Source organism: Pseudomonas borbori (genome assembly GCF_900115555.1).
Taxonomy (GTDB): domain Bacteria; phylum Pseudomonadota; class Gammaproteobacteria; order Pseudomonadales; family Pseudomonadaceae; genus Aquipseudomonas; species Aquipseudomonas borbori.
This window is the reverse complement of the sequence record NZ_FOWX01000030.1, coordinates 1-23,789: the sequence shown is the minus strand read 5'-3', so window position 1 is coordinate 23,789 and position 23,789 is coordinate 1. Positions and strand designations below refer to the sequence as shown.

At 63.0% G+C, this 23,789-nt stretch carries 21 protein-coding genes and 1 riboswitch; of the genes, 13 read left to right on the top strand and 8 right to left on the bottom strand.

Annotated elements, in window-relative coordinates; translation table 11 throughout:
• Nucleotides 1-304: 304 nt before the first annotated feature.
• Nucleotides 305-538, bottom strand: a complete 234-nt coding sequence (locus BM315_RS18910; protein WP_090504107.1) for a hypothetical protein — start codon at nt 536-538, stop codon at nt 305-307.
• Between the two features lie 161 nt (nt 539-699).
• Between BM315_RS18910 and BM315_RS18905 the strand changes: the two genes are divergently transcribed.
• Nucleotides 700-1,284: a YajG family lipoprotein gene (locus BM315_RS18905; protein WP_090504224.1), complete on the top strand. Its 585-nt coding sequence runs from the start codon at nt 700-702 to the stop codon at nt 1,282-1,284.
• Between the two features lie 167 nt (nt 1,285-1,451).
• Here the strand turns inward: BM315_RS18905 and BM315_RS18900 are convergent, their stop codons facing one another.
• Complete coding sequence (locus tag BM315_RS18900) at nt 1,452-1,658, bottom strand: hypothetical protein (RefSeq protein ID WP_090504104.1); 207 nt, start codon at nt 1,656-1,658, stop codon at nt 1,452-1,454.
• Nucleotides 1,659-2,046: 388 nt separating this feature from the next.
• On the opposite strand from BM315_RS18900, the gene BM315_RS18895 reads away from it, so the two are divergent.
• Nucleotides 2,047-2,334 carry a hypothetical protein gene (locus BM315_RS18895; protein ID WP_090504102.1) on the top strand — a complete coding sequence of 96 codons (288 nt, stop codon included), beginning with the start codon at nt 2,047-2,049 and terminating at the stop codon, nt 2,332-2,334.
• Between the two features lie 83 nt (nt 2,335-2,417).
• On the opposite strand, the gene BM315_RS18890 is transcribed toward BM315_RS18895, so the two are convergent.
• On the bottom strand, nt 2,418-3,584 hold the full coding sequence (locus BM315_RS18890; protein ID WP_090504100.1) for a 1-acyl-sn-glycerol-3-phosphate acyltransferase: 1,167 nt from the start codon (nt 3,582-3,584) through the stop codon (nt 2,418-2,420).
• 108 nt (nt 3,585-3,692) lie between these two features.
• Between BM315_RS18890 and BM315_RS18885 the strand changes: the two genes are divergently transcribed.
• From BM315_RS18885 to BM315_RS18870, 4 genes are all read left to right on the top strand, one after another.
• Nucleotides 3,693-3,875 carry a CPXCG motif-containing cysteine-rich protein gene (locus BM315_RS18885; protein WP_090504097.1) on the top strand — a complete coding sequence of 61 codons (183 nt, stop codon included), beginning with the start codon at nt 3,693-3,695 and terminating at the stop codon, nt 3,873-3,875.
• On the top strand, nt 3,875-4,135 hold the full coding sequence (locus BM315_RS18880) for a putative signal transducing protein (protein WP_090504095.1): 261 nt from the start codon (nt 3,875-3,877) through the stop codon (nt 4,133-4,135). The genes BM315_RS18885 and BM315_RS18880 overlap by 1 nt, the downstream gene beginning before the upstream one ends.
• Before the next feature lie 234 nt (nt 4,136-4,369).
• A complete protein-coding gene (locus BM315_RS18875; protein ID WP_090504093.1) occupies nt 4,370-4,987 on the top strand; it encodes an SOS response-associated peptidase in 618 nt (205 codons plus the stop codon).
• 178 nt (nt 4,988-5,165) lie between these two features.
• Complete coding sequence (locus BM315_RS18870) at nt 5,166-5,984, top strand: M48 family metallopeptidase (protein WP_090504090.1); 819 nt, start codon at nt 5,166-5,168, stop codon at nt 5,982-5,984.
• A gap of 46 nt (nt 5,985-6,030) precedes the next feature.
• On the opposite strand, the gene BM315_RS18865 is transcribed toward BM315_RS18870, so the two are convergent.
• The 4 genes from BM315_RS18865 to BM315_RS18850 all read right to left on the bottom strand — a co-directional run bounded on the left by BM315_RS18865 (nt 6,031) and on the right by BM315_RS18850 (nt 9,541).
• Nucleotides 6,031-6,474, bottom strand: a complete 444-nt coding sequence (locus BM315_RS18865; RefSeq protein ID WP_090504088.1) for an ester cyclase — start codon at nt 6,472-6,474, stop codon at nt 6,031-6,033.
• A 92-nt stretch (nt 6,475-6,566) separates the two neighbouring features.
• The gene (locus tag BM315_RS18860) at nt 6,567-7,148 is read right to left on the bottom strand and encodes a TMEM165/GDT1 family protein (RefSeq protein ID WP_170862261.1); all 582 of its coding nucleotides are present in this window, start codon (nt 7,146-7,148) and stop codon (nt 6,567-6,569) included.
• Between the two features lie 117 nt (nt 7,149-7,265).
• Nucleotides 7,266-7,402: riboswitch (yybP-ykoY riboswitch) on the bottom strand.
• A 50-nt stretch (nt 7,403-7,452) separates the two neighbouring features.
• Complete coding sequence (locus tag BM315_RS18855; protein ID WP_090504083.1) at nt 7,453-8,451, bottom strand: methyltransferase; 999 nt, start codon at nt 8,449-8,451, stop codon at nt 7,453-7,455.
• Between the two features lie 124 nt (nt 8,452-8,575).
• Nucleotides 8,576-9,541, bottom strand: coding sequence for a 2-hydroxyacid dehydrogenase (locus BM315_RS18850; protein ID WP_090504080.1), 966 nt, complete (start codon nt 9,539-9,541; stop codon nt 8,576-8,578).
• Nucleotides 9,542-9,620: 79 nt separating this feature from the next.
• On the opposite strand from BM315_RS18850, the gene BM315_RS18845 reads away from it, so the two are divergent.
• The 5 genes from BM315_RS18845 to BM315_RS18825 all read left to right on the top strand — a co-directional run bounded on the left by BM315_RS18845 (nt 9,621) and on the right by BM315_RS18825 (nt 19,162).
• Complete coding sequence (locus BM315_RS18845; protein ID WP_090504077.1) at nt 9,621-10,250, top strand: LysE family translocator; 630 nt, start codon at nt 9,621-9,623, stop codon at nt 10,248-10,250.
• A gap of 387 nt (nt 10,251-10,637) precedes the next feature.
• Nucleotides 10,638-12,320 carry a fatty acid--CoA ligase gene (locus tag BM315_RS18840; RefSeq protein WP_090504075.1) on the top strand — a complete coding sequence of 561 codons (1,683 nt, stop codon included), beginning with the start codon at nt 10,638-10,640 and terminating at the stop codon, nt 12,318-12,320.
• A gap of 231 nt (nt 12,321-12,551) precedes the next feature.
• A complete protein-coding gene (locus tag BM315_RS18835) occupies nt 12,552-14,516 on the top strand; it encodes a DUF1302 domain-containing protein (RefSeq protein ID WP_090504072.1) in 1,965 nt (654 codons plus the stop codon).
• Between the two features lie 31 nt (nt 14,517-14,547).
• The gene (locus tag BM315_RS18830) at nt 14,548-15,915 is read left to right on the top strand and encodes a DUF1329 domain-containing protein (protein ID WP_090504070.1); all 1,368 of its coding nucleotides are present in this window, start codon (nt 14,548-14,550) and stop codon (nt 15,913-15,915) included.
• A 508-nt stretch (nt 15,916-16,423) separates the two neighbouring features.
• Nucleotides 16,424-19,162 carry a winged helix-turn-helix domain-containing protein gene (locus BM315_RS18825; protein WP_090504068.1) on the top strand — a complete coding sequence of 913 codons (2,739 nt, stop codon included), beginning with the start codon at nt 16,424-16,426 and terminating at the stop codon, nt 19,160-19,162.
• A 165-nt stretch (nt 19,163-19,327) separates the two neighbouring features.
• Here the strand turns inward: BM315_RS18825 and BM315_RS18820 are convergent, their stop codons facing one another.
• Entirely contained in the window at nt 19,328-19,672 is a 345-nt protein-coding gene (locus tag BM315_RS18820) for a pilin assembly protein (protein ID WP_090504066.1), read from the bottom strand.
• A 185-nt stretch (nt 19,673-19,857) separates the two neighbouring features.
• Here BM315_RS18820 and ppc point away from each other — a divergent pair, with 185 nt between their 5' ends.
• Entirely contained in the window at nt 19,858-22,494 is a 2,637-nt protein-coding gene (gene ppc / locus BM315_RS18815) for a phosphoenolpyruvate carboxylase (RefSeq protein WP_090504063.1), read from the top strand.
• 281 nt (nt 22,495-22,775) lie between these two features.
• Entirely contained in the window at nt 22,776-23,423 is a 648-nt protein-coding gene (adk, locus tag BM315_RS18810; RefSeq protein WP_090504061.1) for an adenylate kinase, read from the top strand.
• Nucleotides 23,424-23,789: the final 366 nt, after the last annotated feature.

Below are 23,789 nucleotides of genomic sequence, written 5' to 3'. Positions count from 1 at the left end.
TTGTTGAAACCGTTTTTTTCACGCTCTTTTGGAGCCGTGAACCTCAAAAGCTCGTGCGCCCGGGCCTGCCTTTTTCCCCGCGCAAAGCTCCCGTTGCATGGCTGCAAGGTATTCTGCGTTAGGGTAAAGGCGGCGAGCCGGAAGGGGCTGCACGAAGTGGGCGACTCTCTGGGGCGTGCCCGATGGCTAATGCATCAGCGGTACGGCGAGGCCCGATCAGGAGACGTCCTTATAATCGGGGCGCGATTATAAGACGAAAGCGAGGAAATTGATTGCCTGAAGTGACTTTTCTTCCTTCCTCCGGTCAGGCCAGCAGGGCTTCGGTGGCGGCCGAATGTGTCGCGGATGGGGCGCTACGCGCGCTGGCGGGCAGCGGTTTATGCAACCAGCCGAGCTGCTGCTGATTGACCTCGATCCAGCCAGAGCCTTGTGGCGCCTGGGCTGACTGGCGAAAGGCGCGGCACAGGCCGTGCTCGTCGAGCAGGGCAAACATGCGAATGGGGCGACGCGGGGCGAGCCAGGAACGGAGCGAAGGCATGGTGTGGGCTCAAGGCGATTGACGACTAAAGTCTTATGCCAGAACGGCATGACAAAGCGGTTACGCAGCCCTCTGGCCTCGAAAAGCGGCGCTGTTAGCCCATGCTGCTGCTGGTTATACTGCACGGCAATTTTGTGCCCCACACCCATGGAGAGATGAGCATGCTGCATCGCCTGTTGTTTGGTCTGGTCGCTGTCGTCAGCCTGACCCTGGTCGGCTGTGCCCACAGTCCGCAACAACTCAGCCCGCAACCCAAGATCAATGCCCCGCTGGTCGCCGTTGGTCAAGGCCAGCCGGTGGTGGTGAGGGTTGTCGACGGTCGGCCGTCGCCGGTGCTCGGCACGCGAGGCGGCTTGTATCCGGAAACCAGTGCGATCAGCGTCACCGGCCAGAACATCCTGCCCAAACTGCAGGCTCAGGCCGAAGCGGCGGTGCGCCTGCTTGGCTTCACCCCGACGCCGAACGCCTACAATGCGCCGCAGTTGACCCTGACCCTGGCCGAGCTGAAGTACCAGTCACCCAAAGAAGGCCTGTACGTCACCGAGTCCGATATCACCGCGACCTTTCGTGTCGACGTGCAGAACAGCGCGCGCCGTTATAACGGTCGCTACGGTGCCTCGTTGAACCAGCGCTTCGGCATGGCGCCGAACCAGGAAACCAATACCAAGCTGGTCAGTGATGTGTTGAGCGATGCGCTGACCCGTGCGTTCAAGGATCCGACCATTGGGCAAATGCTCAGCCAGTAATCGCTGCCCGATGGGGGGGCGTTAGCGCATTTCCTCTCGATCAGGCTTGCCGGGCTGGCCCGTCCCGGCTCTGTAGCGCACACAAGAACGCCGTTTTCCGGTAGCAGGGAAACGGCGTTTTTTCTTGAGTCAGTGATGTTGCGGTCGTGCTTTCGGCTTTCTGGGGCTCAGGCCGCTTCGGCGTAAAACTCCGGCAAGCTGAAGCCGGTGTATTGGTCGATGTCCGGCAGGTCATAGTGTTCATGGCCGCCAAGGGCGCAATAGACCAGCCAGTGGTGGTCCTGAACATTGAAGGACAGTTCGTTGATCACGGCTTCCACTTCGTCGAGCGAATCGATCAGGTAGTCACGGTCAAGCGGTTGTGGGGTGAGCATGGCAGTTCCTCCGTGGGCAGGTTGGATACGTCGCCGTACTGCGATGACGGTGGCGTAGTCGAAGAGGATTCAAAGCTTAGGCCAGGAATGTGACGATTCTCAGACGATTTCGGGCTAGCACCATCGTTCGTCGGAAACGAAACTTCTAAAAGGGCCGCTCCAGTAAACTGCGCCCTGTATTTCGCATTGTCTGGTGGGTTGCTGCGGTGTGGAGTGCGACTGATGGAAGTGCTTGAGGCGTGAAAGTCAGCGCCTGTCTCTGGAAAATCGAGTTTTCCCTTGCCTGAACGGTCAGCGTAATCCCTTCATTCCGTCCGATAACGCCGGCATTTCCCCTTTCGTGGTGCATGGATTTACTCGGTGCACCAATTTGCTGTGGAGGCTGCTGATGTCGTTGCAGGTGCTCTGGGCGGTCTTGCTTGCCCACCCGGCCCAATCCTTGAATGCCCTGGCCCTGTTCTTCGGTCTTGCCGGGAGCTGGCTGTTGCTGGCCACCCGAGTGCGTGAGCAGCGCGCAGTGGCACGCTTGAGCGCGGGCGGTGCGGCCAAGGACATGGCCGATGAGGTGTGCGTGTTCGACGCGCCGACTCAGCGGCTGAACCGGTTTTTCTTTCGTTTCGGCTTTGTCAGTCTGGCGATGTCGCTCGCGCTGTCCTGGGGCAGCACCCAGCTCTGAATTGCCGCTACGCAGCAACAATGGCTTCAAACAAAAGCGGCAGCCCATGGGCTGCCGTTTTTGTTTACACCAGGCCGCTGGTCTTATAACGGCAAGCCGGCCTTCACCCGGTATTGGTTGCGCACCGGATTGGCATATTGCAGCACCAGATAGGGCTGCTGTTCGACCGGGCAGCGAGCCAGGCGCTTGTTCCACTCGGCTTCGGCGCGAGCCAGTTCCTCGGCGGGAAACAGCTGCGCTGCGCTGGGGACGTCGAGCGCCGGATCGCGCTCGGGCCACATGGCGTAGGCCAGGTAGTGCACCGGGAATAGCCGGTAGCCGCTGAGAATCTGCCTGTCCATTTCGGCGGCCAGTTGCTTGCTGTCCTCCAGGCAACTGCTCACCGGCGCGCTGAAGTGCACGTGTACGCGACCCTTGTAGCCGGTAATGCCGAGGGCGATGCTCTGGTCGTCTTCGCCCGGGCTTTTGCTGTAGCAGCCGCTGCTGGCGCGGATGAACAGTTCACGGGCCTTGGCCTGGTCGCAGGGGTCGTATTCATAGCTGATCGATACCGGGGTCAGTTTCAGTGCAGCGATCACCTCGGCGAAGGGCTCGTTCTTGCGACTCATGTGGAACATCTTGAGGATCGCCGAGTCGGTGCGGTCGTTGCCATCCTTGGCGCGGCCTTCGGCCTGGGCGATCCAGATCGACTCGCAATCGTTGCGGATCGAGTGATTGATATAGGCCGACAGCAATTGGTAGGCCGCGAGTTTCTCGCGGCGTCCGCTGAGCGAACGATGCACGATAAAGCTCTTGTTCAGGCGCATCAGGTCGCTGACGAAAGGCTTCTGCAGCAGGTTGTCGCCAATCGCGATGCGCGGGGTCGGCAGGCCGGCGTGGTACACCGCGTAATTGACGAAGGCCGGATCCATGACGATGTCGCGGTGATTGGCCAGGAACAGGTAGGCGCTGCCGCTCTTGAGTTGCTCGACCCCGGTATAGGTCACGCCATCGGTGGCGCGCTCGATGCTCTGGTCGACGTAACCCTCTACTTTCTCCTGCAGCGCCGCCACCGAGGCGACCTGGCTGAACTCCAGGCGCAGCCGATAGGCTATAAGTGGTTTAAGCAGCCAGCCCAGTGCGCCGGCCAGGCGTGGGAAGCGATACTGGGTGAGGATGTCGAGAAACTCGTCGTCTGCCAGCAAGCGCGCCAGAACAGTGGGTACTTCGGAGTCGGCGTAAGGTCGGATGGCATCGAATTCGCCCATCATGCTCTCTTGTCGTGGTTGGCTGTGGTTAACAGGATGTTGAGGAGGCTGGACCTGTGCCCGGGCCAGCGTAGGGCGGCGATTATACCTACAAGTCATGGGGAGACCGCGATGTTGGAAAGTCAGGTTTATCAATGCCCGTACTGTGGCGAGTCGGCCGAGACTCTGCTCGACCTGTCTGCCGGCGATCAACAGTACATCGAGGATTGCCCGGTGTGCTGCCGGCCCATTGTCTTCGATCTGCATACCGACGGCATTGACTGGACGCTCGATGTGCGCGGAGAAAACGACTGATGCAGCGCATCTACGAGCCGCAAGACTTGCTGGAAGGCGAGTTGCTCCTGGGCATGCTGGCCAGTGAGGGCATCGAGGCCCACCTGACTGGCCAGCACCTGCTCGGTGCGGTTGGCGAGCTGCCGGCCTGTGGCCTGCTCGGCCTGATGGTCGACACCGTTCAGGCCGAGCGCGCACAGCAGTTGATTGCCACGTACAATGCCGCGCAACCGCTGGCCCATGACGAGCCAGAGAACTTCCAGGGCGTGCTGCTCTGCTAGTGGGCTGTCTCAGAATTATTGTTTCGGTGACACCGGCTCGTAGGGTGCGCCGTGCGCACCAGGCACCCGGTTGTCAGTGGTGCGCATGGCCCAGGCGGCCCCGCGCACCGGATGCCAGCGAACGGTTTAGCCTGCAGACTGGCTGCACGACAGTTACGCCCGGCTTCCGCGTGTTCCCTGTTCCAGCATCTGCTATTGCCTGGCCCGTTACCGGCCTATTATCGAGTTGCCCCCATGTGTGGACGTTATGCCCTGTTCCGTTGGTCGCCGGTGTTTGCGGCCTTGCCCGGTTTTCCTGCGGATCAGCAGCCGCAATGGAATATCGCGCCCGGCGCCCAGATCCTGTTGCTGCGTGCCGTCGCCGGCGAGCGCCAGCTGGTTCGCGCCCGCTGGGGGTTGACCCCGCCCTGGCTCACGGATCTGTCGAAAACCCCGGCCCAGGCGCGGGCGGAAACCCTGGCCGAGCAGCCGATGTTCCGCGATGCCTTGCGCCTGCGTCGCGGCTTGTTGCCGGCCAACGGTTTTTACGAATGGCGCGGCTCGGCGCGCAAGCGACCGTATTGGCTGACCGGCGAGGACAGTACGCTGTACTTCGCTGCGCTGTGGGAGGCCTATCCGGTCGACGGTTGTGTCTATCTCAGTGCGGCGGTGGTGACCCAGCCGGCGGCCAATCAGCGTCGCCCGCTGATCCTCGATGCCGCCGCCCAGGCGCTCTGGCTGGCGGCAGACACGCCGCGGGCCGAGCTTGAGGCGCTGCTGGCCAGGCCGCAGCCGCTGTTGCGCGAGCGGGTGCTGGCCAATCTGGTCAACGATCCCAAACTGAATGCCCCCGAGTGCCTGACCCCGGCGTAACTGGCGTCAGTTGGGTGCGGAACTTATTGCCGCCAGCCCCTAACAAAGCGACGTGCATTGCGATCGAGCGCAGGGTCTTGCGCCGATGACGAATGGCTGGCCGTCCTGCCGCCTATCGCCGGTTGCTCGCACGGGGTGGCGGGCCTAGCATACGCTGCATACTCAATGGAGACTCAGCATGAACCAGACGTTGTCCTTTACCGCGCTGGCCGCGGCCTTGCTGCTGGCAGGATGCCAGGCCGTGAACACCACCAGCGGTAGCGCGGTAGGTGTCGAGCGCAAGCAGTACATGTTCAGCATGCTCTCGAGCCAGGAGATCAATCAGATGTATGCGACGTCCTATCAGCAGACGCTGAGCGAGGCGTCGAGCAAGGGTGTGCTGGACAAGAGCAGTGCCAATGCCAAGCGTTTGCGGGTGATTGCCGATCGCCTGATCAAGCAGGCGCCGGTTTTCCGCCCCGATGCCGCGCAGTGGCAGTGGGAGGTCAACCTGATCAAGAGCCCCGAGCTGAATGCCAGCTGCGGTCCGGGCGGCAAGATCCTCTTCTACAGCGGGCTGATCGACAAGCTGCAACTGAACGACGATGAGATCGCCGCGATCATCGGCCATGAAATGGCCCATGCCCTGCGCGAGCATAGCCGCGAAGCTATGTCCAAGGCCTACGGCGTGGCGTTGGCCAAGCAGGGCGCCGGTGCGCTGCTCGGTCTCGGCGAGGGCGCTATGGCCATGGCCGATACCGTGGTGCAGTACAGCCTGACCCTGCCCAACAGCCGGGGTAACGAGAACGAGGCCGACCTGCTGGGGCTGGAGTTGGCCGCCCGTAGCGGCTACAACCCGCACGCCGCGGTCAGCCTGTGGCAGAAGATGGCCCAGGCCGGCAATGGTGCGCCGCCAGAGTTCATGAGCACTCACCCGTCGTCGAGCAGCCGGATCGCTGCCTTGCAGGCGGCCATCCCGAAAGTCATGCCGCTCTACGAACAGGCCAAGGGGCGCTGACAGCGTCCCGGGTGCCCGGCCCTGTCAGTCGCGCTGGCGGGGCGGTCTACGGCAGGGCTTTTTCCGAGAAGGCGCGGGTCTCCAGGCCCAACTGCGAGCGGAAGCTCTCCATGTCGAACACGGTGCAGATTTCCTGAATTTCGTTGCTCGGGCTGAGGGTCCAGAAAGCCATCGCCGAGATACTCAGCACCTTGTCGCTCGGCGGGTAACCCAGGGCCGGTTTTTCGATGGTGCCGATCAGGGTGCTCCAGGTGACCACTTTGCTGCCTTCGGCAATGCACTCCTCGATCACTACCTGCAGGTCTGGCATGGCCTGGCGGATGTCCTGAATCATCTGGGTGAAGGCTGCGCTGCCCAGCGGGTGGCCGACGAACGAGCTTTTGTAGAGGAAGTCCTTGCTGTGCAGTTGCTCGACCAGGGCCAGGTAGCCTTTGTTCCACGACAGGTCGATATGCTGGCGGACCAACTTCTTTCGATCATCCAATGACATGTTTCACTCCGGGGCTCGTTGGGCAGGATGCTGGGTGCTTTATCGGCCGTCAGAGTAGCCAGAATATCGGCTGGAGCGCCAGAGGAACGGCGTCAAATCTGCCCGCCGAACTGCAGCGCCTGGTAGCACGCATAAGCCGCCAGGGCGGCGAAGGCACAGGCGGCCAGGCGCCGAATCAGGGTCAGCGGCAGACGCTCGGCGGCAAAGTTGCCGACCAGCACCACGGGGACGTTGGCGATCAGCATGCCCAAAGTGGTGCCGAGCACCACCAGGACGAAGTGTGGGTACTGCGCGGCCAGCATCACCGTGGCGACCTGGGTCTTGTCGCCCATCTCGGCGATGAAGAAGGCGATCAGGGTGGTCAGGAATGGACCGTAGCGCTTGAAACTCGAGCTTTCATCGTCATCCAGCTTGTCGGGAACCAGGGTCCACAGCGCCACGGCGACGAAGGAGGCGGCGAGCGTCCAGCTCAGGATCAGCGGGGAAAACAGGCCGGCTACCCAGTTGCCGGCGGCACCGGCGAGAAAATGGTTGGCCAGGGTGGCGACCACGATGCCGAGGATAATTGGCAGGGGGTTGCGAAAGCGCGCGGCCAGCAGCAAGGCGAGCAATTGGGTCTTGTCGCCGATTTCGGCCAGGGCAACGATCAGGGTGGGGACGAACAGGGATTCCAGCATCAGACTTCCTAACGGGGGCGGGTCGACATGGCTATGACACGTACCGCCTTCCCGCCCCGGGTAAGGTGTGCGTGTCATAGGTCTTGTCAAACCCTGTGCGCAGTGTCATCGGCCAGCGGCTGCTGGTTAACAATGCGCCAGCCCGTATTGCTGGGCTGTGGGTCGCACGCACCATGGTCGGTGGACCAAGTATGTTGACGCGTGCCGGGCGAGCTGCTGCTCGCGGGAGACTACTCCCCTAGGACGTGCGCATTCTGCCCAACCGCAGCGGATTGGGCAAGCCTGCGCTTGTATCGGGTCGCTATGGCTTGCTCGCGCTGTAGATGCGAAAGCCCTTGGCTTCGGCCAGGGTATGGCAGGGGCCCAGGTGCTGTTCGATCAGCGGTGGGTACTTGAGGAAGCTGTTGGCCACCAGGCGCAATTGACCGTGGCGTTCGAGGTGCTCGGCGGCATGCCGCAACAGATTTTCCGTGGCCTGGTAGTGGGTGTGCACGCCTTGGTGGAACGGCGGGTTGCTGAGAATCGCGGCCAGCCCCTGGGGGGCGGCGGCAATCCCGTCGCCACTGATGACGTTGGCCTCAAGGCCGTTGGCGGCCAGGGTCAGGCGGCTGCTGGCCACGGCGAAGGCATCGACATCCAGCAGGGTCACCTGGCTCTCGGGGTAGCGGCGCTTCAGCGCCGCGCCGATCACGCCGGCGCCGCAGCCGAAGTCGAGCAGATGACCCGCCGGCAGTTGGTCCAGGTGCTCCAGGAGCAGGGCGCTGCCGATGTCCAGGCGGCCATGACTGAACACTCCGGGCAGGCTGATAACGCTCAGCGGACCGTCACTCAGGGGCAGGCTGTAGTGCCGTGCCAAGGCGTCGAGATCCGGGGTGGCGGGGGCGTTTTCCACGGTTAGTTGCCAGAGCTGGCAGTGCCGCGCGCTGTCGAGTTTGCGCGTTCTGCCGAATGCGGCCAATTGTTTGGCGGCGCGTTCGATGCCGGCGCGCTTCTCGCCGACCAGAAACAGCTGGCGCCCGGCCAGCCGTGCGGCCAGGGCGCTCAGCAGGTAGTCGGTGAGTTCGCGGGATTTCGGCAGGAACAGCACCGCGGCGGCGAAATCCTCCGCGGGAGGCGTTACGCCAAAGTGGCTGCGCCCGGCAAAGCGGGTTGCCAGCAGCGCCTGTTCGCCGGCGTGCCAGCTCCAGCCCCGGGCTTGCGGCAGACGGCCGAGCAGGTCATCGGCCGGCAGGCCGGCAAGCAGCAGCGGGCCGCCGAACAGTTCGGCCTGACGCAGCAGCACTTCGCTTCGCGGGTCCATGGGGCGGGCTCCTGGGAAAAGCGCGGAGGATAACAAATCTGACCAAGGCTTTGAGGGGAATGGGGGATGAGGTCGTGCCGATCCCGGGGGCTGGGCACGATTCTCCGCTCCCCGCTCCCGGCGGCTAGTCCACCACCCGGCGCGGTGCACCGTCGAAAAATGCCTGGGCGTTCTCCATCAGCTGGATGACGATGCGCTGCCGCGCTTCGCGGCTGCCCCAGGCGCTGTGCGGGGTGACGATCAGCCGCGGGATGTCGGCGGCGAGCAGGGGGTTGCCGTCGCTTGGCGGCTCCCGGGTCAGCACGTCGGTAGCCGCACCGCCCAGATGGCCGCGGCGCAGGGCGTCGGCCAGGGCCTGTTCGTCGACCAGGCCGCCGCGTGCGGTATTGATCAGGAAGGCGCCGGGTTTCATCAGGCTCAACTGGTATTCGCCGATCAGGTTGTGGGTGGCGGCGTTGAGCGGGCAATGCAGGGTCAGGGCATCGACCTGCGGCAGCAGTTCGTCCAGCGGCAGGCGATCCTGGCGGGACGGTCGTCCCGGCAACTGGCCAAGCAGCACGCGCATGCCGAAGGCTTCGGCCAGGGTGGCCACGGCGCCGCCCAGCTCGCCGTGGCCGAGCAGGCCGAGGGTCTTGCCTTCCAGCTCGACGATGGGAAAGTCCAGCAGGCAGAACTGCTGCGCCTGTTGCCAGCGGCCGTCGCGCACCGCGCGTTGATAGTCGGGCAGGCGGGTGGCCAGGGCGAGCAGCAGCATCAGGGTGTGTTGCGCCACCGAAGGCGTGCCGTAGCCCTGGCAGTTGCAGACCGTCACGCCATGTTCGCGCGCGGCGGCCAGGTCGATGTTGTTGGTGCCGGTGGCGGCGATCAGCACCAGTTTCAGCTCGGGGCAGGCGGCGAAAGTCTGGGCGTCCAGCGGGACTTTGTTGCTGATCGCCACCTGTACACCCTGCAGACGCTCGATCACCTGCTCTGGGCTGCTCAGCGGGTACAGGGTCAGTTCGCCGAATAGCTGCTGCAGTGGCGACAAGTCGAGATCGCCCAGGTCGAGCGTGCTGTGGTCTAGAAAGGCTGCGCGGCTATTGTTACTCATCAGCTGTACCTTTTCTGCTGTCGAAGCGGGGCGTAAGTTAGACAGCCTATCAGACCCCTACGCCTGTTGCGGAGCCGCTATGTACTGGACGGAGTTTTTCACCGTTGCCCTGATTCATCTGCTGGCCGTGGCCAGCCCCGGGCCGGATTTTGCCATCGTGGTGCGCGAGAGCGTGGCCTTCGGCCGGCGTGCCGGGGTCTTCACCGCGCTGGGTGTGGGCGCCGGGATCTTCGTCCACGTGGCCTATTCGCTGCTCGGTATCGGTCTGATCGTTTCCCAGTCGATTATCTTGTTCAACGCCTTGAAGTGGTTGGCCGCCGCTTACCTGCTCTACATCGGGATCAAGGCGTTGCGCGCCAAGCCGGCTGACCCGGCCCGCGCCGAGCTGAGCCTGGAGCAGGCCGTGCGTTCTCCGCGTGCGGCCTTTGCCACAGGCTTCGTCACCAATGGCCTGAATCCCAAGGCAACCCTGTTCTTCCTGTCGTTGTTTACCGTGGTGATCGATCCGCATACCCCGCTGAGGGTGCAGGCCGGTTATGGCCTCTACCTGGCACTGGCGACGGCGCTGTGGTTCTGCCTGGTGGCGATGCTGTTCAGCCAGCCGCGGGTGCGCGCCGGTTTCGCCCGCTTGGGCCACTGGTTCGATCGGCTGATGGGTGCGGTATTGATCGGCTTGGGCGTCAAGCTGGCATTCAGCGAGTTGCGCTGAGCGGTAAGCGTTGCTGATCTGAAAAGAAGCCCCGCAGCTGCGGCAATGCCGTTCACTAACGCCATGTGAACGGCATTTTTTGTAGCCTCGCGGGCCGCAGTCGCACCCAGCGCTGCGCTGGAAATGCCGGGCAGGCTATCTTGGCCCCACCCATCGAGAAGCGGACGCCGTTGCTGGCGACGATACCTGGCGTTGCAGTCGTTATCGCGCGCAGGTGCGCGTGTCGGCGGTCTGCTTGCGACCCGTTTTGGCTGTCGATTTCCCGGTGTGACCAGGCGCGTCAAAATGTCACTTGGCAAATCATTCTTTTGACTGATTTTCCCGCCTGCCAAGCGCTCTAGAGTCCTGTCACGGTAAAAAACAATATCCTGCAGACAGGTACTCCCCATGTTGCCAACTCGCATCATCCCGCCCGCGGCCAACGCCCATCAATATCCGCTGCTGATCAAGCGTTTGTTGCTGTCCGGCGTGCGCTACGAGAAAACCCGTGAAATCGTCTATCGCGATACGCTGCGCTACAGCTATGCAACCTTCAACGAACGGGTTGCACGTCTGGCCAATGTGCTGACGGCGGCCGGGGTCAAGGCCGGCGACACCGTGGCGGTGATGGACTGGGACAGTCACCGCTACCTCGAATGTATGTTCGCCATTCCCATGCTTGGTGCGGTGTTGCACACCATCAATATCCGCCTGTCGCCTGAGCAGATTCTCTACACCATGAACCACGCCGAGGATAAGTTCGTCCTGGTCAACAGTGAGTTCGTGCCCCTCTACAACGGCATAGCCGGGCAACTGACCACGGTCGAGAAGACCCTGCTGCTGACCGATGCCGAGGAGAAAACCGCCGAACTGCCGGGTCTGGTCGGCGAGTACGAGCAACTGCTGGCGGCCGCCGGTGCGAGCTACGACTTCGCCGATTTCGATGAGAACTCGGTGGCCACCACCTTCTACACCACCGGCACCACCGGCAATCCCAAGGGCGTGTATTTCACTCATCGGCAACTGGTGCTGCACACCATGGCGATGGCCTCGATGATGGGTAGTCTCGACAGCGTGCGCCTGCTGGGCACCAACGATGTCTACATGCCGATTACCCCGATGTTCCATGTGCATGCCTGGGGCGTGCCCTATGTGGCCACCATGCTGGGCATCAAGCAGGTGTATCCGGGGCGCTACGAGCCGGAGATGCTGTGCACGCTGATCAAGGAGGAGAAGGTCAGCTTCTCCCACTGCGTACCGACCATCCTGCAAATGATGCTCAATGCCCCGAGCGCCCAGGGGCATGACTTCGGCGGGTTGAAGATGATCATCGGCGGCAGTGCGCTGAACCGTGCCCTCTACGATACCGCCAAGGCGCGCGGTATCCAGTTGACGGCTGCCTATGGCATGTCGGAAACCTGCCCGCTGATCTCCTGCGCGCACATCAACGACGAGCTGCTGGCCGGCAGCGAGGACGAGCAGATCACCTACCGGATCAAGGCCGGGGTGCCGGTGCCGCTGGTCGAGGCGGCGATCATGAGCGCCGATGGCAGCATGCTGCCGGCGGACGGCGAGTCCCAGGGCGAGCTGGTGCTGCGCTCGCCCTGGCTGACCCAGGGCTATTTCCGCGAGCCGGAGAAAGGCCAGGAACTCTGGGAGCATGGCTGGCTGCACACCGGCGACGTGGCGACCATCGACGACATGGGCTTCATCGAGATTCGCGACCGCATCAAGGACGTGATCAAGACCGGTGGCGAGTGGATCTCCTCATTGGAGCTGGAAGACCTGATCAGCCGTCATCCGGCCGTGCGTGAAGTGGCGGTGGTCGGGGTGGCGGATCCGCAGTGGGGCGAGCGGCCATTCGCCTTGCTGGTGTTGCGCGACGACCAGACGCTGGATGCCAAGGGGCTCAAGGATCACCTCAAGCCGTATGTCGAGCAGGGCCATATCAACAAGTGGGCCATCCCCACACAGATCGCCCTTGTTACTGAAATTCCCAAGACCAGTGTCGGCAAGTTGGACAAGAAACGCATTCGCCTGGATATCGCCCAGTGGCAGGCGGCCGGTTGTACGTTTCTCTCCACCTTGTGATGTGCGGTGGTGCTACCGGGCAAAAGTGACTGCTTAGTCAAACAAGCGTTTGGCTTGCTAATTATTTTTTTCCAGCCATTCTTGGCCTGTGGCGGATTGGGCCGACCTGCTGAAACCTGCAAGCCAGAGTGCCTGGGGGGCTGCAAATCACACTTTCGAGGGATCAAGCAGTCACACCCTCTGGCTATAGTCCGCACCATCCATAACAAAAAAGTACATGGAGTAGCGTCGATGACAAAAGCAAAGCAAACCTGGCGCCTGGCGAAACTGCCGTTGGCCGTCAGCCTCGCATCCACCCTCGCCGCACCGGCATTGGCGGTCAACTTCAATATCGGCGAGATCGAAGGCCAGTTTGACTCGTCGCTGTCCGTGGGGGCCAGTTGGTCGGTCAGAGGCGCTGACAAAGACCTGATAGGTAGGAACAATGGTGGTGACGGTCTGTCGCAAACCTCCGACGATTCGCACCTGAATTTCAAGAAGGGCGAGACCTTCTCGAAGATCTTCAAGGGCGTACACGACCTCGAATTGAAGTACGGCGATACGGGCGTGTTCGTACGCGGCAAGTATTGGTACGACTTCGAACTGAAGGATGAGAGCCGCCTGTTCAAGGACATCGACGACAGCAACCGCAAGCAGGCCGCCCAGGCCTCGGGCGCGGAAATTCTCGACGCCTTCGTCTACCACAACTACGCCATCGCCGATCAACCGGGCTCGGTGCGTCTGGGCAAGCAGGTGGTCAGCTGGGGCGAAAGCACCTTTATCCAGAACAGCATCAACTCGATCAACCCGGTGGATGCCGCCGCGTTCCGCCGTCCCGGCGCCGAGATCAAGGAAGGCCTGATTCCGGTCAACATGTTCTATGTGTCTCAAAGCCTGACCGACAATCTGTCCATGGAGGCTTTCTATCAGATCGAGTGGGATCAGACGGTCGTCGACAACTGCGGTACCTTCTTCGCCCAGCCGGATGTGATTGCCGATGGCTGCGACCAGAACCTGGCCGTGCTGAACCCTGCTCTTGGGGCATTGTCCGGATTCGCTGCCGCACAAGGATTCGGTTATCAAACGACCTCCGAAGGCGTAATAGTGCCCCGCGGTGGCGATCGAGATGCACGCGATAGTGGACAGTGGGGCACTGCTTTCCGCTATTTCGCCGAGGAGCTGGATACCGAGTTCGGTGCCTACTTCATGAACTACCACAGCCGTCTGCCGGTGTTCAGCGCCACTGGTGCTCCTGCCGCGGCTTTCGCTGCCGCCGGCGCAGCTACCGCCGGATTCGCTGGCGCGCAGGTAGCAGCTCAGTGCGCCGCGTTAGGTGGTGCCTGCGCCAACCCTGCCGTACTCGCCGGGGTACGAGACGCTGTACTGGCCAACCCCGCATTCCAGACAGCCGCAAGAGGGCTGGCTTCTGCAACCGTCGCGGGTAACTCCCAGTACTTCATCGAGTATCCGGAAGATATCCAGCTGTATGGCCTGAGCTTCTCCACCACCCTGCCTACCGGCACCGCCTGGAGCGGCGAGGTCAGCTACCGGCCGAACGCGCCGGTGCAGCTCAATACTACCGACATCCTGTTTGCCGGCCTGACTCCGCTGGGGAACCCGAATATTTCGGTGCTGCAGGGAACCCCGGGCACCGATCTGCATGGCTATCGCCGTAAGGAAATCACCCAGTTCCAGACCACCTTCACCCATTTCTTCGATCAAGTCATGGGCGCCTCGCGTCTGACCTTGGTCGGCGAGGTCGGCGTGAGTCATGTTGGCGGGTTGGAGAGCACTTCCGAAGCTCGTTATGGTCGTGATCCGGTGTATGGCCCTGGCCCGCTGCCAGGTGGTACTTGCGAAGTCTTGAACGCCGGTACCCTGGGCAGTGCCAGCGCCGAGAACGTCAGCAAGTACTGTGAAAACGACGGCTTCGTCACCAGCACTTCCTGGGGTTACCGCGCCAAGGCGATCTGGGACTACAACAGTGCCATCGCCGGTATCAACCTCAAGCCCAGTGTGTCCTGGTCGCATGACGTGGACGGCTACGGCCCGAACGGCGTGTTCAACGAAGGCAACAAGGCCATCGGTCTTGCTCTGGATGCCGAATACCAGAACACCTACACCGCCAGCCTGGCTTACACCGACTTCTTCGGTGGCAAGTACAACACGTCGATTGACCGCGATTTCGTTGCACTCAGCTTCGGTATGAACTTCTAAGCGCACAGGAATTTTGAGGAAGACTCTGTATATGAAAACAACAAAAAGTCTGTTGCAAACCGGCGCGCTGACCCTTTCGCTGCTGGCCTGCAGCGTCATGGCAGCGGTGTCGCCAGAGGAGGCTGCCAAGCTGGGTACCACGCTGACGCCGGTGGGTGCCGAGATGGCCGGTAATGCGGACGGGTCGATTCCGGCCTGGACCGGTGGTCTGCCGAAGAATGCCGGCACTGCCGATGCTGCCGGTTTCCTGTCCGATCCGTTCCCTAACGAGCAACCGTTGTTCACCATCACCGCGGCCAACGCCGAACAGTACAAGGACAAGTTGACCCCCGGTCAGCAGGCCCTGTTCAAGCGTTACCCGCAAAGCTACAAGATCCCGGTGTTCCCGACTCACCGTTCGGCCAGCATGCCTGATTTCGTGATGGAAGCTACCAAGCGCAATGCGGTCAACACCCGCATGGTCGAGGGTGGCAACGGTCTGGAGAACTTCGAACAGGCCAACCCCTTCCCGATTCCGAAGGACGGTCTGGAAGCGATCTGGAACCACATCACCCGCTACCGCGGCGGCAGCGTCAAGCGTCTGGTGACCCAGGCGACTCCGCAGCCGAACGGTTCCTACAGCATGGTGTATTTCCAGGACGAGTTCACCTTCCGCGGTGCGCTGAAGGACGCCGACACCAGCAAGCCGAGCAACGTGCTGTTCTACTTCAAGCAGCGGGTAACCGCGCCGTCGCGCCTGGCCGGTAACGTCCTGCTGGTGCACGAAACCCTCAACCAGGTGAAGGAGCCGCGCCTGGCCTGGCTGTATAACGCCGGTCAGCGTCGCGTGCGTCGCGCCCCGCAGGTTTCCTACGACGGTCCGGGTACCGCCGCCGATGGTCTGCGTACGTCCGACAACTTCGACATGTACAACGGTGCACCTGACCGTTACGAGTGGAAGTTGAACGGCAAGAAGGAAATCTACATTCCGTACAACAGCTACCGGCTGGATTCGCCCAAGCTGAAATATGACCAGGTCATCAAGGCTGGCCATATCAACCAGGACCTGACCCGTTACGAGCTGCACCGGGTATGGCACGTGACCGCGACCCTGAAGTCGGGCGAGCGGCATATCTATGCCAAGCGTGACTTCTTCATCGACGAAGACACCTGGCAAGCCGCGCAAATCGACCACTACGACGGTCGCGGCACCCTGTGGCGTGTCGCCGAGGCCCATGCCCAGTACTACTACGACAAGCAGGTACCCTGGTACAGCGTAGAAACCCTGTATGACCTGCAGTCCGGTCGTTACCTGGCTCTGGGTATGAAGAACGAGGAGAAGCAATCCTACGAGTTCGACTACCCGGCAAAAGAAAGCGACTACACCCCGGCCGCCCTGCGTCAGGCTGGCGTTCGCTAACAGCCGTTGTTGCAACAGTGAAAGCCGGCCCATTGGGCCGGCTTTCTTGTTTTAGCGAGGTCTCAATTGCACGCTGCGCTGACCAGCAGGTCATAACAACCTGCCCGCATCGCCAGTTACCAAGCGGAGGCCTAGCGCTACGCCGCAGTTCGTAGCCCGGATGCAATCCGGGGAAATCTCGCGCCTACCGACCGCTTCCGGATCGCATTCGGCTATGTGGTACCAACCAGCATTTCCTGTCGACTCTATCCATGGACCCGCTGATGGGTTCGTGGCAGTTCCCGAACCATCCAGGTCGCCCGCTTGGCGGCGATGACTTGGCTATGCAGATTTGCCTGGCCATATCGCCTGACGTCCCTCGCACGAACTGGCCCGGACTGAACCCGGGTTGCCTGGCGGGTAATGATTTGTTTCAGTGCCCACATCCAGGCTTCAATTCCCGCGGTTAAGTCGATAGTCTGCTGGGAGTTCGCGCCTGAACTGGCAATGACTTAACAAGAGCCGGGTGATGACCGATCTGACGCGTATAGCGCCTGTAGTCAGCGACACCGTCCCTCTGGGCGACAGTCGCTTTTTTCGTCCGCCACTGCCCTCCGGCCATGTGCCGCGGCCGCGCCTGTGCGAGCGGCTGGCCGAGGGCTTGAGCGGGCGGTTGCTGCTGGTCAGTGCCCCTGCGGGTTTCGGCAAAAGCTCGCTGGCCAGTGAGTTTTGCCAGGCACTGCCCGAGCAGTGGCACAGTCTGTGGTTGGGTCTTAGTCCGCGCGATAGCGATCCCGGGCGTTTTCTCGAGCGCTTGCTGGCCGGCCTGCAGCAGTTCTATCCGGGGTTGGGTGAGGACGCTCAGGCATTGCTGCGCATGCGCCAGCGCCATCAACCCTTCGCCTTCGAAGAGTGGCTCGACGGCCTGCTTGACGAGTTGACCGAGCGTCTCGTGCCGACGGCGCCCCTGTTGCTGGTGCTGGACGACTATCACCTGGCCAGGGGCGCGGTGCTCGACAGCTGCCTGCAATTTCTGCTCAATCATCTGCCCGAAGGGCTGGTCATTCTGCTGACCAGCCGTCAGCGCCCCGACTGGCACCTGGCGCGTCTGCGCCTGTCGCGGCAGTTGCTGGAGTTGCAGGAGCAGGACTTGCGCCTGACCGAGGACGAGACCCGCGCGCTACTCGGCAGCCAGGGTGCCGAGCTCAGCGGGACGGTATTGGAAGAATGGCGTCAGCGCAGCGAGGGTTGGGTGGCCGGCCTGCGTCTGTGGCTGTTGACCCGGCAGCAGGCCGATGACGACAGCCCGGAGCGGGTACCCCAGGGTGACGAGGGGTTGATCCGCGAGTACTTGCTGGAGGAGGTGATCGAGCAGCAGTCGGCCGAGGTGCAGAGCTTTCTGTTCGACACCGCCTGCCTCGATCGTTTCTCTGCCGAGCTGTGCGATGCCTTGCGTGAGCAGCATGACAGCGCGGCTATTATCCAGCACCTGCAGACCCATCAGGTTTTTCTCGTTCCCCTGGATGAGCAGGAACACTGGTTTCGCTATCACCATTTATTTTCCGACCTGTTGCGCTCGCGCCCTGCTGCCCAGCGCAGCCAGTCCCAGGCGGCCTTGCATTTGCGCGCCTGCCGCTGGTTCAGCAGCCAGGGCCTGCATGAGGAGGCGGTCGAACAGGCACTGCGTGCCGGCCAGCCGGAGGTGGCGGCCAACCTGGTGCAGAACCTGTCCGAGGAACAGTTGCTCGGCGAGCAGAATGTCGCCTGTTTGCTGCGCTGGAAGATGGACCTGCCCGACAGTCTGCTGGCCAGCACGCCGCGTCTGCTGGTGTTGTACGGCTGGGCATTAGCCCTGGCCTGCCAGCTGGATGCCGCCGATGAGCTGATCCAGCAATTGGGGCGTTTTCTGCCGGCCCCCGACGCGCAGGAGCAGGATAATCTGCTGGCCCAGTGGCTGGCCCTGTCCGGCATCATCGCCCGCGGCCGTGGTCAGGTACTCGAGGCCGAGCGCTATTGCAGCGAAGCCCTGACCCTGCTCGGTGCCAAACGCTGTGGCCCGCGCCTGATGTGCCTGTTCACCCTGGCCAATCTGGCGATGACCAAGGGCGATCTGTGGCGTGCGCGGGGGCTCAATCGCGAGGCCCTGGAGCTGGCGCAGCGGGTCGATAACCCCCTGTTCGAGGGGCGGGCGCATGCCGAGCGGGCACGTGTGCTGCATGCCCGTGGCGAGGTTCAGCGCGCCCTGGCCGAGGTGCGTCTGGGCCAGCAGCGGTTGCACGGGTTCCCGGCCCAGCGCGTGTATTCGGTGCGTGCGCGACTGAATCTGTACGAGGGCTACCTGCTCAGTGTGGCGCTGCAAACCCAGGCCGCCCGCACCAAATTGCTGGCCGGGATCGGTGAGGCGCGTGCCTGTCGCGACATCAGCGTGCTGATGGGTTACTGCATGCTGGCCGTGGTCGAGAGGCGTGAGGGGCGTCTCGCCGAGGCCTTCGCCCAACTGGCCGAGGCCGAGCGCCTGATGCATGCCTGGGACGTACCTTCGATTTACTATCTGGCGATGATCACGGTGATCAAATGCGAGCTGTGGTTGTCCCAGGGCCAGCTGGAATTGGCCGAAGTCTGGCTGCAGCGGCTGGCCGAGACCTATTGCGGCGAAACGCCCGGGGTGGCCCCCGAGGTTCACCCTCAACTGGTCTTGCATATCGAGTTGCAACAGGCCGCGCTCGAGCGCTTGCAGGGGCGTCTGGAGGTGGCCGAGCGGCGTCTGCGCGCACTCAGTCAGTATGCCCAATCCGCATCGGGCCAATTGTTCGTGGTGGCCGCTCAGGTGCAATTGGCCCTGCTGCTCAAGGCCTCCGGGCGCGACCGCGAGGCCGTCAGCTGGCTGACCAGCAGCCTGGAAGCGGCTCAGGGCGGAGCCTTGTTGCCTTATCAGGAGCTGTTCGTGCACCAGCCGCAATGGCTGCGCGAGCAACTGCTGGCGCGTTCCGATTGCGCCGTGGCCGGCGAGCTGCTCAAGTATCTGCCGCAGGCTCAGGAGGGGCTGCTGAGCAGGCTCGATAGCCAACTGACCGAGGCCTTGAGTTCGCGTGAACTAGCGGTATTGCAGCTGATCGCCCAGGGCTGCTCGAATCAGGAAATCAGCGAGCAGTTGTTCATTTCCCTGCACACGGTGAAGACCCATGCCCGCCATATCAACGGCAAGCTGGGCGTCGAACGGCGTACCCAGGCCGTGGCGCGGGCCAAGGATCTGGGGCTGTTGCGTTAAACCGGGGGCAGGCGGCTTAATCCATAGGCACTATGGGGTATCGTCCATCCGATCCATACAGGCTCTCATAGCCCGATGCGGAGGATCTCATGTCCTTTTGCGTACGCGCAGGCACGCCCCCAACGCCGGGGGCGTGTGCTTTGTCCAGAGCCCCCCGTACGGACTTCAGTGGTTGGTACTGCCCTGTTGCGCACTCAGCTCGTGCAGATACTTGCGCGACAGGGCGAGAAAGCGCGGTGTCGGGCCGATATCTTCATAGAGCGGATTGCCTTCCTCGTCGGTGGCCACCACCTGGCTGCCCTTGACGTAGGGCAGGCTGGTTTCCAGTTCTTCCAGTGCCGCGCCGATCAGCTCGCCGAGTAGTGCTTCCGGGCTGCGTTTGGGGTACATCTCGGCTAAAGCCGCCAGGCGCGCGGCCGCTTCCATATCCAGATTGATCTGATACAGGTTGCGGGTGATGCGGCCCTTGGCGTTCTGTTCCCAATGGCGGACAAGCTCGCGAATTTTCATGACTGCCTCGTCCTTTACCTACTCGTGGTAGGTGGTTATGCGATTGTGCTCGGCCTCACCCCTTTACGGTGGACCTGTTTAGAGCCTAGACCTCCCCGGCGCTCTTGTCGGCATGGCGTCGCGCCCTTGTAAGATGTTGCCGTGCTGGGCACTCTTGAGCTTCACGCTTGAGCGGAGAGTCAGTCATGGCAGAAATCGACGCGCGTCTGCGCGAGGACGTTCATCAGCTCGGCGAGCTGCTGGGTAACACCATCAGCGCCCAGCGCGGAGCGGTCTTTCTCGACAAGATCGAGCGCATTCGCAAGGGCGCCAAGGCGGCGCGGCGCGGTTCTGCCGCCGGTGCCGAACAGCTCAGCGCCGGCCTCGAGCAGCTTGCCGACGACGAACTGCTGCCGGTGGCGCGGGCGTTCAACCAGTTTCTCAACCTGGCCAATATCGCCGAGCAGTATCACCGCATCCGCCGCCGTGGCCCGGATGAACCCGAGCCCTTCGAGTCGCGGGTGTTGCCCGAATTGCTGCAGCGCCTGCTGACCAGCGGCCACGGCGCCGATGACCTGGCGCGTCAGATCGCCCGTCTGGACATCGAACTGGTGCTGACCGCCCACCCGACCGAAGTGGCGCGGCGTACCCTGATCCAGAAATACGATGCGATCGCCGCGCAACTGGCCGCTGGCGACCACAGCGATCTGTCCGCCGCCGAGCACGAACAGGTTGCCGAGCAGTTGCAGCGCCTGATCGCCGAGGCCTGGCATACCGAAGAGATCCGCCGCAGCCGGCCGAGCCCGGTGGACGAGGCCAAGTGGGGCTTCGCCGTGATCGAGCATTCGCTGTGGCAGGCGGTGCCGAACTTCCTGCGCAAGGCTGACCATGCCCTGCAAGAAGCCACTGGCATGCACCTGGCACTGGATGCCGCACCGATTCGCTTCGCCTCCTGGATGGGCGGTGACCGCGACGGCAACCCCAACGTCACCGCCGCGGTGACCCGCGAGGTGCTGCTGCTGGCGCGCTGGATGGCGGCCGATCTGTACCTGCGCGACATCGATCAACTGGCCGCCGGGCTGTCCATGCAGCAAGCCAGCCCCGAGCTGCTGGCAAAGGTCGGCGACAGCGCCGAGCCCTATCGCAGCCTGCTCAAGCAACTGCGCGAACGCCTGCGCGCCACCCGCAGCTGGGCCCAGGAGGCGCTACACGGCCCGGTCGCGGCGCCGGCGGCGGTGTTGCAGGACAACCGCGAGCTGCTCGAACCGCTGGAGTGCTGCTTCCAGTCGCTGCACGCCTGCGGCATGGGCGTGATCGCCAATGGCCCGCTGCTCGATTGCCTGCGCCGCGCCGCCACCTTCGGCCTGTTCCTGGTGCGTCTGGACGTGCGTCAGGACTCCAGCCGGCACGCCGCGGCGCTCGATGAAATCACCGATTACCTGGGCCTGGGGCGCTACGCCGAGTGGGACGAGGAGGCGCGCCAGCAGTTTCTCCTGGCCGAGCTGGACAACCGCCGACCGCTGTTGCCCAGCCACTTCAAGCCCAGCGCCGACACCGCCGAAGTCCTCGCCACCTGCCGCGAGGTGGCCGCCGCGCCGGCGGCCTCGCTGGGCTCCTATGTGATCTCGATGGCCGGTGCGCCTTCCGATGTGCTGGCCGTGCAACTGCTGTTGAAGGAGTCCGGGCTGCTGCGGCCGATCCGCGTGGTGCCGCTGTTCGAAACCCTCGCCGATCTGGACAACGCCGGCCCGGTGATCGACCGTCTGCTCGGCCTCAAGGGCTACCGCGCGCGCCTGCGCGGCCCGCAGGAAGTGATGATCGGCTACTCCGACTCAGCCAAGGATGCCGGCACCACCGCGGCGGCCTGGGCGCAGTACCGTGCCCAGGAACAACTGGTGCAGGTCTGTGCCGCGCAGCAGGTCGAATTGCTCCTGTTCCACGGCCGTGGCGGCACCGTCGGCCGCGGCGGCGGTCCGGCCCACGCGGCGATCCTGTCGCAGCCGCCGGGCTCGGTGGCGGGGCGTTTTCGCACCACCGAACAGGGCGAGATGATCCGCTTCAAGTTCGGCCTGCCGGATATCGCCGAACAGAACCTCAACCTCTACCTGGCCGCGGTGCTGGAAGCCACCCTGTTGCCACCGCCGACGCCGGAGCCGGCCTGGCGCGAACTGATGGACAAGCTGGCCGCCGATGGCGTCACCGCCTACCGCGGTGTGGTGCGCGAGCACCCGCAGTTCGTCGACTATTTTCGTCAGGCCACACCGGAGCAGGAGCTCGGCCGTTTGCCCCTGGGCAGCCGCCCGGCCAAGCGGCGCGAGGGCGGGGTGGAGAGCCTGCGGGCGATTCCCTGGATCTTCGCCTGGACCCAGACCCGGTTGATGTTGCCGGCCTGGCTCGGCTGGGAATATGCCCTGAGCAGCGCCCTGCAACGCGGCGAGGGCGAGTTGCTGGCGCAGATGCGCGAGCGCTGGCCGTTCTTCCGGACCCGCATCGACATGCTGGAAATGGTCCTGGCCAAGGCCGATGGGGCTATTGCCCGGCTCTACGACGAGCGTCTGGTCGAGCCGTCCCTGCTGCCCCTGGGCGAGCATTTGCGCGACCTATTGTCGCAGGCGGTTGCTGCGGTATTGGGATTGACCGGTCAGTCGCAGCTGCTGGCGCACAGCCCCGAGACTCTGGAATTCATCAGCGTGCGCAACACCTACCTTGACCCCTTGCACCTGCTCCAGGCCGAGCTGCTGGCACGCGCCAGACGGCGTGATAACCAGGCCGACAGCCCTCTGGAACAGGCCTTGCTGGTCAGCGTCGCGGGTATCGCCGCCGGTTTGCGCAACACCGGTTAGCGGGTGTGGGGCGGGCGTTTCCGGGGTGCATCGAGCATGCCCCGGAGGGGCTCGGTCGCGGCCCGATGGCGCCTGAAAGGCCCCTGTTTATCCGACTTTTGGTGGCTTGTGCGGTGGGGGTGCGCTGTGTATCTTGGGCAACCTTTTAGTACCTGGACACTTGCTAGTCCCTTGGACACTTGGCCACCTGGCAGCTTGCCAGCGTTGCTCGAACCATTCTGAGATTGGCCCCACGAGGCGAGTCCGACGCTTTTTTTCTTAATATCTTGAGGAGCACATCGATGCGCGTGATTCTGCTAGGGGCGCCCGGTGCCGGCAAAGGTACCCAGGCCGGTTTCATCACCAAGAAGTTTGCTATTCCGCAAATCTCCACCGGCGACATGCTGCGTGCCGCGGTCAAGGCCGGCACCGAGCTGGGCCTGAAAGCCAAAAGCATCATGGACAGTGGCGGTCTGGTTTCCGATGACCTGATCATCAATCTGGTCAAGGAGCGCATCAGTCAGCCCGATTGCGTCAATGGCTTCCTCTTCGATGGCTTCCCGCGCACCATTCCCCAGGCCGAAGCGCTGAAAGATGCTGGCGTGAACATCGACCACGTGGTGGAAATCGCCGTCGAAGACGAGGAAATCGTCAGCCGCATCGCCGGCCGTCGCGTGCATCCGGGCTCCGGGCGGGTCTACCACACCGAACACAATCCGCCACAAGTCGCAGGTATTGACGACGAAACCGGCGAAGAGCTGATCCAGCGCGACGACGACAAGGAAGAAACCGTGCGTCATCGCCTGTCGGTCTACCACTCGCAGACCAAGCCGCTGGTGGAGTTTTACCAGAAACTCGCCGCAGCCAACGGCACGCCGAAATACAGCGCCATCGCTGGCGTTGGTAGCGTCGACGAGATCACTACCAAGGTGCTGGCTGCCCTCAGCTAATCCGCTGGTCGCAACGACCCAACGGCCCGCTATATGCGGGCCGTTGTCGTTGTGCGCCAGGCATGGCGCGTTGCGCGCAAGCGCAACCAGCTTGGCTGTGGTGGCCTCGCTGGTGACTTGGAGGTGAAAGTCCTCTACACACCCGGCAAGGGGAAGTGTTAGCCAGAGGCAAGGGTGTCGCGGGTGACCGCGAATCTGAAGGAAGCCCGAGGCAAAATGCTGGCCTGACGTACAGGAAGCGGATAGAGGCGTCGTAGTGGGGTGAGGTCGCAATGACAGCCAAAGCCCAATACTTGCACGGGACGCTACGACGTAGATCCGACAGGCATAAGCAGGAAGGTCGCGCGAATTACCCTGGGAGATCTG

Coding starts and splice junctions, on each gene's coding strand:
- BM315_RS18890 (WP_090504100.1), bottom strand. CDS start 3,584: ATGATGGGCGAATTCGATGCCATCCGACCTTACGCCGACTCCGAAGTA.
- BM315_RS18880 (WP_090504095.1), top strand. CDS start 3,875: ATGCAGCGCATCTACGAGCCGCAAGACTTGCTGGAAGGCGAGTTGCTC.
- BM315_RS18905 (WP_090504224.1), top strand. CDS start 700: ATGCTGCATCGCCTGTTGTTTGGTCTGGTCGCTGTCGTCAGCCTGACC.
- BM315_RS18820 (WP_090504066.1), bottom strand. CDS start 19,672: ATGAAAATTCGCGAGCTTGTCCGCCATTGGGAACAGAACGCCAAGGGC.
- ppc (WP_090504063.1), top strand. CDS start 19,858: ATGGCAGAAATCGACGCGCGTCTGCGCGAGGACGTTCATCAGCTCGGC.
- BM315_RS18835 (WP_090504072.1), top strand. CDS start 12,552: ATGACAAAAGCAAAGCAAACCTGGCGCCTGGCGAAACTGCCGTTGGCC.
- adk (WP_090504061.1), top strand. CDS start 22,776: ATGCGCGTGATTCTGCTAGGGGCGCCCGGTGCCGGCAAAGGTACCCAG.
- BM315_RS18900 (WP_090504104.1), bottom strand. CDS start 1,658: ATGCTCACCCCACAACCGCTTGACCGTGACTACCTGATCGATTCGCTC.
- BM315_RS18845 (WP_090504077.1), top strand. CDS start 9,621: ATGTACTGGACGGAGTTTTTCACCGTTGCCCTGATTCATCTGCTGGCC.
- BM315_RS18910 (WP_090504107.1), bottom strand. CDS start 538: ATGCCTTCGCTCCGTTCCTGGCTCGCCCCGCGTCGCCCCATTCGCATG.
- BM315_RS18875 (WP_090504093.1), top strand. CDS start 4,370: ATGTGTGGACGTTATGCCCTGTTCCGTTGGTCGCCGGTGTTTGCGGCC.
- BM315_RS18870 (WP_090504090.1), top strand. CDS start 5,166: ATGAACCAGACGTTGTCCTTTACCGCGCTGGCCGCGGCCTTGCTGCTG.
- BM315_RS18850 (WP_090504080.1), bottom strand. CDS start 9,541: ATGAGTAACAATAGCCGCGCAGCCTTTCTAGACCACAGCACGCTCGAC.
- BM315_RS18830 (WP_090504070.1), top strand. CDS start 14,548: ATGAAAACAACAAAAAGTCTGTTGCAAACCGGCGCGCTGACCCTTTCG.
- BM315_RS18855 (WP_090504083.1), bottom strand. CDS start 8,451: ATGGACCCGCGAAGCGAAGTGCTGCTGCGTCAGGCCGAACTGTTCGGC.
- BM315_RS18885 (WP_090504097.1), top strand. CDS start 3,693: ATGTTGGAAAGTCAGGTTTATCAATGCCCGTACTGTGGCGAGTCGGCC.
- BM315_RS18865 (WP_090504088.1), bottom strand. CDS start 6,474: ATGTCATTGGATGATCGAAAGAAGTTGGTCCGCCAGCATATCGACCTG.
- BM315_RS18895 (WP_090504102.1), top strand. CDS start 2,047: ATGTCGTTGCAGGTGCTCTGGGCGGTCTTGCTTGCCCACCCGGCCCAA.
- BM315_RS18840 (WP_090504075.1), top strand. CDS start 10,638: ATGTTGCCAACTCGCATCATCCCGCCCGCGGCCAACGCCCATCAATAT.
- BM315_RS18825 (WP_090504068.1), top strand. CDS start 16,424: ATGACCGATCTGACGCGTATAGCGCCTGTAGTCAGCGACACCGTCCCT.